Source organism: Parasphingopyxis sp. (genome assembly GCF_052168275.1).
Taxonomy (GTDB): Bacteria; Pseudomonadota; Alphaproteobacteria; order Sphingomonadales; family Sphingomonadaceae; genus Parasphingopyxis.
This window is the reverse complement of record NZ_JBQLZM010000056.1, coordinates 1-13,374: the sequence shown is the minus strand read 5'-3', so window position 1 is coordinate 13,374 and position 13,374 is coordinate 1. Positions and strand designations below refer to the sequence as shown.

Genomic DNA, 13,374 nt, shown 5'->3' with positions numbered 1-13,374 from the left:
AAGAAAAGGATCGAAACCATGACACGCTTTTCCAGAACCGCGATTTTCCTCGCTGCCGGTTCGGCGCTCGCGCTTGGCGCCTGCTCGCGCGAAGCGCCCGACGATCTGCCGCCGCCGCCGGTCGGGGCGACCGGGCCGGAAACCGACCCGCTCGCCCCGACGGGCCCCGCCCCCGGCAGCCGGGAGGACTTCCTCGCCCAGACCGCCAGCGACACGATCTTCTTCGAGACCGACTCCTACGATATCGACCCCGAAGACCGCGCGATCCTCGACTCGCAGGCGCGCTGGCTCGTCGCCAATCCGGGCGTCCGGGTCACGATCGAAGGCCATTGCGACGAGCGCGGCACGCGCGAATATAATCTCGCGCTCGGCGAACGCCGCGCCAATGCGGCGTCCAACTATCTGGCCGCGCGCGGCGTCGATGCCTCCCGGATGACGGTCATCAGCTACGGCAAGGAACGGCCGGTCGCGCTCGGTTCCGATCCGGCCAGCTGGGCGCAGAACCGCCGCGCGGTGACCGTCGTGCCGGTCGGCTAGTCGCTCGGGCGAACCTCCGATTCCCTTTCGGGCCGGGAACCGCGATTCCCGGCCCCGCATCTTCGCCGGAGAGCGCGAAAGTGCCGGCGGCTAGTCTTCGTCGCCATAGATGGCGACACTGGCGCCGCCCTCGCTCGACGCCATGCCGCGATACATGCCGGGCGTGTTGAAGGAATAGGTGCCGATGCCCCAGGGCGTGGTCACGATCACGCCGCCAGAACCGCCGAGCGCGGCCATTTCTGCGATCACGCTGTCGGCGATTTCCTGTATCTCGTCCGCCTGCAGACCGAATTCGCTGGCATGGACATAAAATTCGGGAACGCCTTCCTCGTCGACCGGCACGGAGGCGCGCGCCTCGGCCAGTCTCTGCTCGAACCGGAAGCGAATCTGCGCGCAGATTTCGTGCGCCACGCCGACCCGGATGAAATACTCGCCCGATCCGGTTGCCGACACGGCACAGCTGCGATTGTCGGCATAGGTGCCCGCGCCGATGACCGGGGAATCGCCGATCCGGCCCCAGCGCTTGCCGGTCATGCCGCCCGTCGAGGTCGCCGCCGCCACATTGCCTGCGATGTCCACGGCAACCGCGCCGACGGTGCCGTATTTGAGATCGATATCATAGGCAGAAACGTCGTCGGCTTGGCGCGCGAGAAACTCCTCGAGCTGGCCACGCCGGCGATCGGTTTCGAACCAGCTATTCTCGACCTGTTCGAGCCCCTGTTCGATGGAAAATGCGTCGGCGCCGCTGCCGCTCAGGAAGACGTGCGGGCTGTTTTCCATCACCCGCCGGGCCAGGGTTACGGGATGGCGGGTGTTCGACGTTCCGGTCGCCGCGCCCGCGCTGCGTGTCGCGCCGTCCATGATCGACGCGTCATGCTCGATCGTGCCGTCATAGGTGAAAACGGCGCCCCGCCCGGCGTTGAAGTTCGGATCGTCTTCCAGCACGCGGATCGTCGCTTCGATCGCATCGAGCGACGCGCCGCCTTCGCGCAGGATCGCACTGCCGGTTTCGAGCGCCTCGGCCAGCGCCGCGCGAATGGCGCTGTCCTCCTCCGCGGTAAGGCGGTCGCGCTCGATCACGCCCGCACCGCCGTGAATCACCAGCGTCCATCGGCCCTCGACGGCCGGCTGGGCCGATAGCTGCCCCGCTGCAAGCAGGGCGGTGAAAAAGAGCGGCAGCCGCATGAGTTTCTCCTTCGGACATATTAGGTTGCAACCGTCATTGCTCCGTCGTTTCGCTTCTCGCAATGACGCGGTTCAATCGATGGCTCCCAGCTTGCGCCAGGCGAGATCGGCGAACTCGCAGAGCAGCGGGCGCGTGTCGCGCGGATCGATGATATCCTCGACGCTGAATTTTTCGGCCGTACGGAAGGGCGAGGTGACGCGTTCGAGCTTCGCCTTGATCTCCGCCAGCTTGGCGGCGGGATCGTCGGATGCCTCGATCACGCCCTTGTACGCGGCTTCAAGACCGCCGGCGATCGGCAGCGAGCCCCAGTCGCCGCTCGGCCAGGCGAAGCGGTACTGGAAGCGCTCGGCGTTCGACATGGCCGAACCCGCGATGCCGTAGGCGCGGCGGACGATCACGCTCGCCCAGGGCACGCTCGCCTTGTAGACGGCGTTCATAGCCTCCACACCGAACCGGATCGTGCCCGTCCGTTCGGCCTCGACGCCGACCATGAAGCCCGGATTGTCGACGAGATGGACGACCGGCAGGCGGAACTGCTCGGCGAGTTCGGCGAACCGCTTCACCTTCTGGCTCGTCAGCGCCTCCCAGGAGCCGCCGAGGAAACTCGGATCGCTGGCCAGCACGGCCACCGGCCAGCCATCGAGCCGCGCGAAGGCGGTGATCGCGGCACGGCCCCAGCGCTTGCCCATCTCGAACACGCTGCCGCGGTCGAACACCGCATCCATCACGGTGCGCATCGAATAGACCTGCTTGTCTTCGCGCGGGACGATCGAGAGCAGGCCTTCTTCGCGCCGGTCGACCGGATCGTCATTGGCCGCGCGCGCCGCGCGCTGGTCGACATTGCTGGGGAGGTAGGAAAGGAAGCGCCGCGCGGCGGCGAAAGCCTCGTCCTCGCTCGCCACTTCCTCGTCGACGACGCCGTTGCGGGTATGGATGTCGCTGCCCCCGAGCCCCTCCTTGTCGACATCCTCGCCGATCGCCTGGGCGACCACGGGCCCGGCGGCAAACAGCTGCGAGAGGCCGCGCACCATCACTGAATAATGGCTGGCAACGGTCCGCGCGGCGCCCATGCCGGCAGTCGGGCCGAGCGCGAGCGCCACGACCGGCACCGTTTCCTGGTTCTTCATGATGTCGGCCCAGCCCGGAACGGCGGGGACATAGGTGAAGCCCATATCCTCGAGACTCTTGACCGAACCACCGCCGCCCGTGCCGTCGATCATGCGAACGAGCGGGATGCCGAGTTCGTGCGCCATCTTCTCGCACTGGACGAATTTGCGGTGAAGCGCCGCGTCGGCGGCTCCCCCGCGCACGGTGAAATCGTCGGCGCTGGCGACGACCGGTCGGCCCTCGATATCGGCGCGGCCGAAGATCAGGTTGCTCGGCGCGGCGTGGACGAGCTCTTCCCGTTCGTCATAGTCGCCGCGCCCCGCGATCTTGCCGATCTCCCGGAAACTGCCCTCGTCGACGAGCCGCCGGATCCGTTCGCGCGCGTCGAGCTTGCCGCGGTCGTGCTGGCGCTGGACCTTTTCCGGCCCGCCCATCTCCTCGGCATAGGCCTCGCGCCGCCGCAGTTCCTCGATATCTTTTTGCCAGCTCATCCCGGCGGACTTAGCCAAACCCGCCGCGCAAAGCCAATGGCGAAGCTACCAGGGCAGATCGCTGCCGTCATGGGCGGTGAAGCGGCCGGTCGATTGCAGCGACAGCTTGTCGAGCACTGCGCGCATGCCGTTTACGCTCGTCTCGGTGTCGATCAGCGCGTTGGGTCCGCCCATGTCGGTCTGCACCCAGCCGGGATGGAGCATCGCAACCGCGATCCCGTCATCGGCATAATCGATAGCCAGCGATTTCCACGCCGCGTTCACCGCCGCCTTCGAAGAGCGGTAGGGGATCGATCCGCCGCTGCCATTGTCGGCGATCGAGCCCATCTTGCTGGTCAGCACCGCCATCTTCTTCTGCGCGCTCGCCGCGACATTCGGCCGGAGCCGCTCGGCGAGAAGGGTCGGCGCGATGGAGTTGACCTCGAAGGTCCGGAGCCATTCGTCGCGGTCGAGATCGGTGCTGCCGTAAACCCCGGCATTGTTGATGAACAGGTCGATCGGGCGGTCGCCGAGCGCGGACGTGAAATCGTCGAGGCTGCCGGGATCGGCGGCGTCGAGCCGCAGGATTTCGACGGTGTCGACGGACCGCAGCGCGTCCGCCCCGTCCGGCTTCCGGGCGGTGCCGATCACCGTCCAGCCATCGGCCGCATATTGTCTGGCGAATTCGAGCCCGATGCCGCGATTGGCGCCGGTGATGAGGACGGTGGGCATGATTTCTATCCTGTTCGATCGAGCGAATCCCACCTATTCAACACCCCATGATCAGGCCAGTTCCCCATGGATAGATTTGAGATCCGGGAAGACGACCTCTCCGGGCGGGAGATCGCGGCGCTGCTGGAATTCCACGTCGCCGAGGCGGTTCGCCACTCGCCGCCGGGCAGCGTCCACGCGATGCCGATCGACAGGCTGCGCGGACCCGACATCACCTTCTGGTCGCTTTGGCGGGACGGAGAGCTGGCGGGGTGCGGGGCGCTGAAGGAACTGGATAGCGAGCATGGCGAACTCAAATCCATGCGCACCGCTCCGCGATTTCTCCGACGCGGTGTCGGCGCAGCCATCCTCCTGCATCTGATCGAGCAGGGGCGGCGGCGGGGCTATCGGCGGCTCAGCCTCGAAACCGGGCGGCCGCAGGCTTTCGCCGCTGCCCGTGCCCTGTATCGCAAGCACGGTTTCGAGGAATGCCCTCCCTTTGCCGATTACCGGGAAGACGATTTTTCGATGTGCATGACGCGTACGCTCTGAACCGCCGGCCGGTCCCCCGAATTAACCCTCTTTTCACCATGGAGAATTAGACCGGTCCGGCGTTGACAATGGCGGACATGGAGGCGGTTTTTGGGGATTTCGGCAGGCATCTGGAGCGCGCCGGAATCGCGGGCGACAGGCGACGGCCGCCCGCTGCCCGAAGAGGCGAGAGCGCGCATCGTGGCCGTGCAGGCCGAACGCGCGCTCGAACATGTGCCGATGATCTATGCCGTGGCGCTGTTCAACATCGCGCTGATCATCGTGTTATGCTTCTACAAGGAGCTCCCCGTCTCGAGCTATGCCTGGATGGGCGTGGTCGCGATCGCGGCTTTCCTGCGGATGATCCAGTGGATCCGCCGGGCCCGCTCGCCCGATCGCGCGCGTGATCCCGAAAAGACGCTGCGCGGCCTGATGATCGTCTCGACCGGGCTGATCACCGGCCTGAGCGCTTGGTCCGTCTATGCGCTGACGACGCCGACATTCGCCGATATGATCCTGATCCCGGTTTCGCTGGTGTTCGGATCGACTTGCATCGCCCATTGCCTGGCACCGATCCGGCGCGCGGCGATCGGCGTGCTGATCATCGGCGTCATGCCGGCCGCGACCTATCTGCTGCTGTTCGGCGATTTCGAGGGGGCGGTTCTCGGCGCGAGCATGATATCGATCGCGATACTGATGATCGTCTTCCTGATGGAAAGCTATCAGCGGATCGTCGACGGCATCGTGATGCAGGAAGAGATCCGGCGGCTCGCGAATACGGACGCCTTGACCGGCCTCGCCAACCGCCGGGCGATCATGGATGCGCTCGACGCGGCCGATGCCGGTTCGGCGGAGGGGCCGGGTTATGCGATCGCGATTCTCGATCTCGACGGGTTCAAGCAGATCAACGATACGCTGGGCCACCATGTCGGCGACACGCTGCTCCGGATCGTGGCCGACAGGCTGGGCGAGGCGGCGAGACCGGGGGAACTTGTCGGCCGGCTGGGCGGCGACGAATTTTTCGTCCTGATGCCCTTGGTGACCGACGAATGCGCCGCGTCGGCGCGCACCACTGCTTTCCTCGCCGCGCTGTCGCAACCCGCCAGCGTCGACGGCCATCGGATCCCGGTGTCGGGCAGCATCGGCCATGCGCTGTCGGGCCGCGACGGCGCAAACGCCGACGCGGTCATGATGGTCGCGGACAAGGCGCTCTACGCCCTGAAGAGGGACGGGCGATACCGGCCGGAAGCTGCGGCCGCGGTCCGCGAAAACGCGGCCTGACGCCCGGCCGGCCGCGTGCGCGCGGCCGGCCGCGATCGTCATCGATCCGCTGTCATATCCGGCGCCGTGAACCGCGTCAGAACCGGTAGGACAGGCCGGCGCTCACCACCCAGGGATCGAGGTCGTGATCGGTGCGGATCAGCTCGGTCCCACCGGCGGAGAAGGTCGCCGTCGTGCCAACGAAATAGCGTTTCGCATCGATGCTGAGGCCGAGCCCATGGTCGTTCAGCCGGAAATCCGCGCCGGCCTGCAACGCGACTCCGAACTCGCTCGACAGGCTGACATCGTCGATGCCGAGCGCGGCCGCGCCGGTGCCGACATTCTCGCTGAAGATGAAGAAATAGGCGGGGCCGGCGCCGATATAGGGCTTGAAGACGTCGCCGATCGGCAAGTGCAGCTTGGCCGTGACCGTCGCGGGCAGGACGATGGCGTCGTCGATCAGTTCCACCCCGGCGAGCGCGCCGGTGCCTTCGACATCGTGCGGCGTGACGCAGCAGATGGTTTCGATCGAGAAGGTGTCCGATATGAAATATTCCGCGGCGATCGTCGGGACGAAGCTGTCGGTCACCCGTGTCTGCGAGCCCGGCGGCAGCCCGAAATCGTCGCGCAGGACCTCGTCGATCTGGCCGTCGGGCAAGACGCCGGTGGCGAACAGCTTCAGCTGGACGTCTCCGGCCTGTTGCGCAACGGCCGGGGTGGACACCATCAGCGCGACGGCCGCCGCCCCGGCGGCCATATGACGTAATTTCATTATCGCTAAACCTCTTTCGATGACTGCCTGGGGACAGGATGTAACGGAAAGAGGAGATTGTTTGCATCGAAAGTTCGGGGCGTTTTCAATAGAAGTTCACTATTACAACGTCGGGCGGGCGCATCCGCGCCTTGCCGGCTGCGATCGCGCGTCGATGTCGCGATGCCGCGCCCGAGACTGTGCCTTTTATTGGTAACGGCGAGCGCCTATAGGATTCGCATGTCGATACGCCCCTGGAGAGATATCGCGCGGCGCCAGTCGCGCCAGATCATGGTCGGCGATGTGCCGGTCGGCGGCGATGCGCCGGTGACCGTGCAGACGATGACCAACACCCCGACGCCCGACGTCAAGGCGACGGTCGACCAGATCCGTCGCTGCGAGGAGGCGGGCGTCGATATCATCCGCGTCTCCTGTCCCGACGAGGAATCGACGGCGGCGTTCAAGCAGATCACGCGCGCGGCCAAGGTGCCGGTCGTCGCGGACATTCATTTCCATTACAAGCGCGCGCTCGAGGCGGCCGATGGCGGCGCGGCGTGCCTCAGGATCAATCCGGGCAATATCGGCAGCGAAGACCGCGTCAAGGAGGTGATCGCGGCGGCCAAGGCCAATGGCTGCGCGATCCGCATCGGCGTCAATGCCGGCAGCCTCGAAAAGGACCTGCTCGAAAAATATGGCGAGCCCTGCCCCGAGGCGCTGGTCGAAAGCGCGCTCGATCATATCAAGATTTTGCAGGATCACGATTTCCACGAGTTCAAGGTCGCGGTGAAGGCGTCAGACGTGTTCCTCGCCGTGTCCGCCTATATGCAGCTCGCCGAGGCGGTCGACTGCCCGCTCCATCTCGGCATCACCGAGGCCGGCGGGCTGATCGGCGGGACGGTGAAGAGCGCGATCGGCATCGGCAACCTGTTATGGGCCGGGATCGGCGACACGATCCGCGTCTCGCTCTCCGCCGAGCCCGAAGAGGAAGTCCGGGTCGGCTACGAGATCCTCAAGAGCCTCGGCATCCGGACGCGCGGCGTGCGCGTCGTTTCCTGCCCGAGCTGCGCGCGCCAGGGTTTCGACGTGATCCGCACTGTCCAGACGCTCGAGGAGCGCCTCCAGCATATCCACACGCCGCTCTCGCTCTCGGTGCTCGGCTGCGTCGTCAACGGCCCGGGCGAGGCCCGCGAGACCGATATCGGCATCACCGGCGGCGGTGCCGGCAAGCATATGGTCTATCTGTCCGGCGTCACCGACCATCACGTCCAGGACGCCGACATGATCGAGCATATCGTCGCGCTGGTCGAGGCCAAGGCGGCCGAGATCGAGGCCGCCGAAGGCGCGCATGTCGAAGCCGCCGAATAGCCGGCGCAAGGTATCGGAAGTGCCCGCCGGAGCGGCGGATAGACGGCCGGTTCGCGCGTCGCGCGCGCTCGGCGCGGCAGCCCTCGGCGCGCTCGCCGTCGGCGCCGCCGCGATCGGCGCATTGGCGATCGGTCGGCTGGCGATCGGTCGGGTGCGGATCCGCGAGGCCCGGATCGACAGGCTGAAGGTCGGCCGGCTTGAAATCGACGAGCTGGCGGTCCCCGACGAAGCAAATGCGGGCGAACGATCATGACCAGGCGGTTCGTGCTGGTCGCGGCGGTCGTCCTGTTCTGGCTGGGTACGCCCGCGATCGCGGCCGAGATCGACCATCCCGAAGCGCGGCCGTTCGACGGGGAGCGCGCGGCACTGGCCGAAATCGTCTGGGCGCTGACGCGTGCGACCGTCCACCGCAAGCGCGTCATCCTCGTAATGGGGGCGAACTGGTGCCACGACAGCCGCGGGCTCGCCGGCTGGTTCGAAACGCCGCGCTTCGCAGCCATGCTCGAGGACCGCTACGAGATCGTCTATGTCGATGTCGGCCGTCCGCAGGAGGGCGCGGGCCGCAATATCGATATCGCGCGCCGCTTCGGCATCGAGGAGATTGCGGGCACGCCGACCGTCCTCGTCCTCTCGCCCGAAGGGACGCTGCTCAACGCCGAAACCGCGCCGGGCTGGCGCAACGCCGCCAGCCGTTCCGAAGACGAGATTTTCGACTATTTCGCGGACTTCAGACCCGAATAGCCGGCGCGGCCGAACCGGATCTCTAGCCCAACGCCACCGCTTCTTTCTCCAGCCACCGGCCGACGTCGCGCAGATGGTCGGGCGACGAGTCGGCGACGACGCCCGCCGCGATCTCGACCAGCGATACCGCTTGCAGATGGTCGCGAAACGCCGCTTCGGCGGCATGGAAGGCGGCGGCGATCGCGCATTTTTGCCGGCATTGCTCCGGTTCCGCGCCGCACGGCCCGTTCTGCCGGATTTCGGTGCAGGTAAAGGCCGGTTTGCGGCCCTCGATCGCGGTCATCACGTCCCACAGCGTGATCTCGCCGGCCGGCCTGGCGAGGCGATATCCGCCATGTTTCCCGCGCGCGGCATGGACGATGCCGGCCTTGCTCAAGGCCTGCATCTGTTTGGCCATATAGGGCCCCGGAACGCCGTGATAGCGGGCCAGCGCTTCGGCCCGCAGTCCCCTGCCTGGCGGCAGGGCGGACATCAACGCGGCGGCATGCGCGGCCCATTCGACGCCTTTGGAAATCTGCATGATCGGTCCGCTCTCGCTCTTCGGGACAGGTAATGTCCGAATATAATCGGCCGCCGCCAATTATCCATGGCCGCGCCCGGCCACCGCATATTGACACGCTTTGTTTAATCGGACAATGATTATCCGAAATAGGAGAAGCGCCATGTCCGGTCCCTACGATACCCTCGATCGCATCGCCCAGATCATCGTCGCGCTGGTCGCGCTGTTTGCGTTCGCCAATGGCGCCTTCATGCTGCTTGCGCCGCTCGACTGGTATTATTCCGTCCCCACCGTTCCGGCGACCGGCCCCGCCAATACGCATTTCATTGCGGATATCGGCCTGGCCTATCTGAGTTCGGCCGTCATCCTCGGCTATGCGGCCGGGAACCTGAAGATGCGGTGGATGGCCGCGCTGGCGGGGACGCTGTGGCCGCTCGTTCACGGTTTCCTGCATATCTACGAGGTGATCGTCGGCATCTGTTCGCCCGATCGCTTCGTGCAGGATATTCCCGGCGTGCTCGGCCCGCCCGTGCTCGTGCTCGTCGCCGTCGCGATGCTCTTCGCTCGCCAGAAGATCGCGCCGGCGGGCCTGCCGAAAAACATGTTCCTCGGCATCGTCGACCGGATGACCCCGGGCGAAAGCCGATATGTCCACGAGATCGCGAAGGCGCCCGGCCATGCGCTCGAAAAATTCATGCATTTCATGCCGGCGAGCAACCATCGCCATGCGGCGACGGCCGCGGTGCTCGGCGCGGCGCGGATCGGCGCGGTGCTGGTCGAGGATTGCGGGCCCTGCGCGCTGACCGCGGCGCGCGGCAGCCTGATGGACGGCGTCCCGCGGGACATCGTGAATGCGGCGCTCGCCGGCGGCGAAGCACTGCCCGAGGACGAGGCGCTCGCCTTCCGGTTCGGCGCGGCGATCGCGCGCCAGGCGCCCGATGCCGATGTGCTCGGCGAGGCCATCGAGGCGCGCTTCGGCCGTACGGTGCGGCTCGAGCTGGCGATGGCCGCCGCCATGGTCCGCGCCTATCCGGCGATGAAGCGGGGGCTCGGCCTGACCACGGCCTGTTCGGCCACGAAGCTCGCCGTTTAGGCGGCTACGGTTTCGCCGCGTCCAGCACCCGGAACGTCGCGCCGGCCAGCGCGCAGACTTCGCCGTCCGCCGTCACCCGGCCCTGCGCGGCGTCGACGCTCTTCCCCGGCTTGATGAACGTCGTTTCGAACTCCAGCCACTGACCGATGGTCGCGGCGCGCACGAAATCGAGATGCAGGCTGATCGTCACGAGGCCGGAGACCTTCTCGTGACGGGCGGCGCAGGACAGGCCCATGGCATTGTCCGCGAGCGCCGAGATCAGCCCGCCATGCACGAAGCCGCGCGAATTGCAGTGCTGCTTGTCCGCCATAAGCCCGATGACGACGGCCCTGTCGGAGCGCTTCGAAAAAAGCGGTTCCCAGGGATCGGTCAACGGGCTTTTGCGAAAATGCGGCGCGAAGCCGGCGGGCAGGTCCATCATGTCTTTCCTGTTGCATGCCCGTTTCGGCGTAGCGGTTTCGGGCCTCGCCGCAAGCGGAGACGCCGTCTATGGGTGCGCGCATGAGCGTTTTCCGTCAGCCCGAACCGCAGGCGATTCTCCTGCCGATGATGGCGGTCCTGACCGGGCTCGCCTTCTTCTCGGCGATGGATGCGGTGATGAAGGGGCTTTCGGTGGCGCTCGGCGCCTATAATGCCGTTTTCTGGCGCTATGGGGCCGGCGTCCTGCTGATCGGCATCCTCTATTTCGGACGGCGGCGGAAACGGCCGAGCCGCGTCGCGATGCGGCTCTATCTGATTCGCGGCGTCCTGATCGCGGTCATGGCTTTTCTGTTTTTCTGGGGCTTGGTGCGCGTGCCGTTGGCCGAGGGCGTGGCACTCTCGTTCATCGCGCCGCTGATGGCGCTCTATCTCGCCGCCGTCCTGCTCAAGGAGCGGATCGGGCGCAACGCGATCCTCGCCTCGCTGCTCGGCATCGCGGGCGTCGTCGTCATCGTGCTCGGGAAGATGGGCGGCGAATTCGGCGCGGAAGCGCAATGGGGCGTGGCGGCGATCCTGCTGTCGGCGACCGCTTATGCCTACAATCTCGTGCTGCAGCGGCAGATGGCGCTGATCGCGGGGCCGGTAGAGATCGCCTTCTTCCAGAATATCATCGTCTTTCTCTGCCTGTTGTCGGTCGCGCCCTTCTTCGCCGTCATGCCCGGTGCCGGCCATTGGCCGGCGCTGAGCGGCGCCGCGGCGCTGGCGATCGTGTCGCTGCTTCTGGTGACTTGGGGCTATGCCCGGGCCGAAGCGCAATATCTGGTCAGTCTCGAATATAGCGCCTTCATCTGGGCGGCGATCTTCGGCTGGTATTTCTTCGGCGAGGCCGTCACCTGGATGACGATCGCCGGGACCGCGCTGATCGTGGCGGGCTGCCTGCTCGTCGCCTGGCGGCGGCCGAAAAAGGCGGAGATGATGGAGGCCGCCGTCGCATGAGCGTGGACGAGGGCCTTGTCGACTGGGTCGCCGAATGCCTGGAGCCGATCGGCCGGGTCACGATGCGCAAGATGATGGGCGGCGCCGTCCTCTATTGCGACGGCATTGTCTTCGCGCTGGTCGACGGGGGCGATCTCTATTTCAAGAGCGATGCCGCCAACGAGGCCGCGTTCAAGGCCGAGGGTCTCGGCAAGTTCGAATTCACCGGCAAGGACGGCACGATCGCGACGATGAACTATCGCCGCGCTCCGCTCGACGTGTACGACGATCCCGACGCCATGCGGCAATGGGCGCGGCTGGGTATCGAGGCGGGCGAGCGCGCTCCGAAGAAGAAGCCGCGCCGGAAGAAACCGAAAGGCTAGTCCGCGGACCGGACGTCGGCGACGAGCGCGCGGGGGTTCATCCGGATGACCGCATAGAGCACGGCCACGGCGAACAGCGCGACCCAGGCGACCGCCGATCCCTGCACGGTCAGCGCGCCGAAACCGTCGTCCGCGATCAGCGAGGTGGTCGCCGCGCCGCCGAGCGCGATGATCGCGCCGAAGACGAAGCCCATGCCCTTGTGGCGCGTCAGCAGCACTCCGATGCAGATCGCCGCGACGCCGAGCAGCACGAACTTGGCGCGGACGGCGGGAATGAGCCAGTTGATCTCGCCCTGGCTGCCGGGCAGGCCGTCCATGATCATGAACAGCCAGAAGCCCTCGACCTGATCGAACAGGGCGGCTGCGGCGGCGGCGGCGATACCGACGCCGGCCAGCGATCCCCCATAGCCGCGCAGCGCGATCAGCGCGCAGATGAGGAAGGCCGAATAGGCGGGGATGAAGAGCAGCGCATCGACCCAGGTGGCGTGGCGCATGGCCGCGAGGAACGGTTCGGTGCAGGGCGGCGTGCCGAACAGGGCGGCGACATCGGCCGGCGAGCGGACCAGTTCGAAGGCGATGATCGAGCCGAGATTGCCGGCGGCGCCATCCGGCGCGCAGCTCTCGATATTCGGTATCTGGCCGAAATAGAGGCTGGTCAGGATCACGATCAGGCCCGCCCCCGCGCACCGCCACCACCAGCTGCGCTCCGCCGCCGTCATGTCTTCGCGTCCAGCCGCTCGATGCTTTCGACGACGACCTTGCGCGCCTCTTCCGCATCGCCCCATTTGCCGACCCGGACCCATTTTTCAGGTTCCAGATCTTTGTAATGGGTGAAGAAATGCTCGATCTGCTGCATCACGATTTCGGGCAGGTCGCCGCCTTCGCCGATCTTGCGATAATAGGGGAAGGTCGAGTCGATGGGGACGCAGAGCAGCTTCTCGTCGCCGCCATGTTCGTCCTCGAGGTTGAGCACCGCGATCGGCCGGCAGCGCACGACGCAGCCCGGCATGAAGGGCGAGCGGGCGACGACCAGCGCGTCGAGCGGATCGCCGTCGGGCGAGAGGGTGTGCGGGACGAAACCGTAATTGGCCGGATAGCGCATCGGCGTGTGGAGGATGCGGTCGACGAACAAGGCTCCCGACGCCTTGTCGAACTCGTATTTGACCGGCTCGCCGCCGACTGGCACCTCGATGATCACATTGATATTCTCGGGCGGGTCGTCGCCGACGGGGATCAGATCGATGTTCATGTGCTTCGCCTTATCCTATGTCAGAATTTTGCTCACGGAAAATCGCGGCACCGGCCCGCTCCCCCTCCCGGCCTCCCATGAGCTTACCCTGCTGGG

17 protein-coding genes are annotated in these 13,374 nt (G+C 66.4%); 9 read left to right on the top strand and 8 right to left on the bottom strand.

What is annotated here, in order from left to right:
* Nucleotides 1-18: 18 nt before the first annotated feature.
* Complete coding sequence (gene pal / locus ACTS1X_RS04865; protein ID WP_442613257.1) at nucleotides 19-537, top strand: peptidoglycan-associated lipoprotein Pal; 519 nt, start codon at nucleotides 19-21, stop codon at nucleotides 535-537.
* Nucleotides 538-627: 90 nt separating this feature from the next.
* Here the strand turns inward: pal and ACTS1X_RS04860 are convergent, their stop codons facing one another.
* From ACTS1X_RS04860 to ACTS1X_RS04850, 3 genes are all read right to left on the bottom strand, one after another.
* Nucleotides 628-1,722 (bottom strand): isoaspartyl peptidase/L-asparaginase family protein, encoded by a 1,095-nt coding sequence (locus tag ACTS1X_RS04860; RefSeq protein ID WP_442613256.1) that lies wholly within the window; start codon nucleotides 1,720-1,722, stop codon nucleotides 628-630.
* Between the two features lie 72 nt (nucleotides 1,723-1,794).
* Entirely contained in the window at nucleotides 1,795-3,321 is a 1,527-nt protein-coding gene (locus ACTS1X_RS04855; RefSeq protein ID WP_442613255.1) for an acyl-CoA carboxylase subunit beta, read from the bottom strand.
* Between the two features lie 45 nt (nucleotides 3,322-3,366).
* A complete protein-coding gene (locus ACTS1X_RS04850) occupies nucleotides 3,367-4,032 on the bottom strand; it encodes an SDR family oxidoreductase (protein ID WP_442613254.1) in 666 nt (221 codons plus the stop codon).
* Nucleotides 4,033-4,098: 66 nt separating this feature from the next.
* Here ACTS1X_RS04850 and ACTS1X_RS04845 point away from each other — a divergent pair, with 66 nt between their 5' ends.
* Both ACTS1X_RS04845 and ACTS1X_RS04840 read left to right on the top strand, forming a co-directional pair.
* On the top strand, nucleotides 4,099-4,563 hold the full coding sequence (locus ACTS1X_RS04845; RefSeq protein WP_442613253.1) for a GNAT family N-acetyltransferase: 465 nt from the start codon (nucleotides 4,099-4,101) through the stop codon (nucleotides 4,561-4,563).
* A 90-nt stretch (nucleotides 4,564-4,653) separates the two neighbouring features.
* Complete coding sequence (locus ACTS1X_RS04840) at nucleotides 4,654-5,823, top strand: diguanylate cyclase domain-containing protein (protein WP_442613252.1); 1,170 nt, start codon at nucleotides 4,654-4,656, stop codon at nucleotides 5,821-5,823.
* Nucleotides 5,824-5,899: 76 nt separating this feature from the next.
* Here ACTS1X_RS04840 and ACTS1X_RS04835 read toward each other — a convergent pair whose 3' ends face one another.
* Nucleotides 5,900-6,574, bottom strand: coding sequence for an OmpW/AlkL family protein (locus ACTS1X_RS04835; protein WP_442613251.1), 675 nt, complete (start codon nucleotides 6,572-6,574; stop codon nucleotides 5,900-5,902).
* Nucleotides 6,575-6,793: 219 nt separating this feature from the next.
* Here ACTS1X_RS04835 and ispG point away from each other — a divergent pair, with 219 nt between their 5' ends.
* The 3 genes from ispG to ACTS1X_RS04820 are packed head-to-tail and all read left to right on the top strand — an operon-like array spanning nucleotide 6,794 to nucleotide 8,659.
* Nucleotides 6,794-7,918 (top strand): flavodoxin-dependent (E)-4-hydroxy-3-methylbut-2-enyl-diphosphate synthase, encoded by a 1,125-nt coding sequence (gene ispG, locus ACTS1X_RS04830; protein ID WP_442613250.1) that lies wholly within the window; start codon nucleotides 6,794-6,796, stop codon nucleotides 7,916-7,918.
* Nucleotides 7,899-8,171, top strand: coding sequence for a hypothetical protein (locus tag ACTS1X_RS04825; RefSeq protein ID WP_442613249.1), 273 nt, complete (start codon nucleotides 7,899-7,901; stop codon nucleotides 8,169-8,171). Before ispG ends, ACTS1X_RS04825 begins: the two co-directional genes overlap by 20 nt.
* Nucleotides 8,168-8,659, top strand: a complete 492-nt coding sequence (locus ACTS1X_RS04820; RefSeq protein WP_442613248.1) for a thioredoxin family protein — start codon at nucleotides 8,168-8,170, stop codon at nucleotides 8,657-8,659. The genes ACTS1X_RS04825 and ACTS1X_RS04820 overlap by 4 nt, the downstream gene beginning before the upstream one ends.
* Before the next feature lie 22 nt (nucleotides 8,660-8,681).
* On the opposite strand, the gene ACTS1X_RS04815 is transcribed toward ACTS1X_RS04820, so the two are convergent.
* The gene (locus ACTS1X_RS04815) at nucleotides 8,682-9,179 is read right to left on the bottom strand and encodes an RrF2 family transcriptional regulator (RefSeq protein WP_442613247.1); all 498 of its coding nucleotides are present in this window, start codon (nucleotides 9,177-9,179) and stop codon (nucleotides 8,682-8,684) included.
* 142 nt (nucleotides 9,180-9,321) lie between these two features.
* Here ACTS1X_RS04815 and ACTS1X_RS04810 point away from each other — a divergent pair, with 142 nt between their 5' ends.
* Entirely contained in the window at nucleotides 9,322-10,251 is a 930-nt protein-coding gene (locus tag ACTS1X_RS04810) for a hypothetical protein (RefSeq protein WP_442613246.1), read from the top strand.
* A 4-nt stretch (nucleotides 10,252-10,255) separates the two neighbouring features.
* Here ACTS1X_RS04810 and ACTS1X_RS04805 read toward each other — a convergent pair whose 3' ends face one another.
* Complete coding sequence (locus tag ACTS1X_RS04805) at nucleotides 10,256-10,672, bottom strand: PaaI family thioesterase (RefSeq protein ID WP_442613245.1); 417 nt, start codon at nucleotides 10,670-10,672, stop codon at nucleotides 10,256-10,258.
* An 80-nt stretch (nucleotides 10,673-10,752) separates the two neighbouring features.
* Between ACTS1X_RS04805 and ACTS1X_RS04800 the strand changes: the two genes are divergently transcribed.
* Both ACTS1X_RS04800 and ACTS1X_RS04795 read left to right on the top strand, forming a co-directional pair.
* Nucleotides 10,753-11,667: a DMT family transporter gene (locus tag ACTS1X_RS04800; protein ID WP_442613244.1), complete on the top strand. Its 915-nt coding sequence runs from the start codon at nucleotides 10,753-10,755 to the stop codon at nucleotides 11,665-11,667.
* Nucleotides 11,664-12,029, top strand: coding sequence for a TfoX/Sxy family protein (locus ACTS1X_RS04795; protein WP_442613243.1), 366 nt, complete (start codon nucleotides 11,664-11,666; stop codon nucleotides 12,027-12,029). The genes ACTS1X_RS04800 and ACTS1X_RS04795 overlap by 4 nt, the downstream gene beginning before the upstream one ends.
* Here the strand turns inward: ACTS1X_RS04795 and ACTS1X_RS04790 are convergent.
* Both ACTS1X_RS04790 and ppa read right to left on the bottom strand, forming a co-directional pair.
* On the bottom strand, nucleotides 12,026-12,748 hold the full coding sequence (locus tag ACTS1X_RS04790) for a hypothetical protein (RefSeq protein ID WP_442613242.1): 723 nt from the start codon (nucleotides 12,746-12,748) through the stop codon (nucleotides 12,026-12,028). The genes ACTS1X_RS04795 and ACTS1X_RS04790 overlap by 4 nt on opposite strands.
* On the bottom strand, nucleotides 12,745-13,278 hold the full coding sequence (gene ppa, locus ACTS1X_RS04785) for an inorganic diphosphatase (protein ID WP_442613241.1): 534 nt from the start codon (nucleotides 13,276-13,278) through the stop codon (nucleotides 12,745-12,747). The genes ACTS1X_RS04790 and ppa overlap by 4 nt, the downstream gene beginning before the upstream one ends.
* Nucleotides 13,279-13,374: the final 96 nt, after the last annotated feature.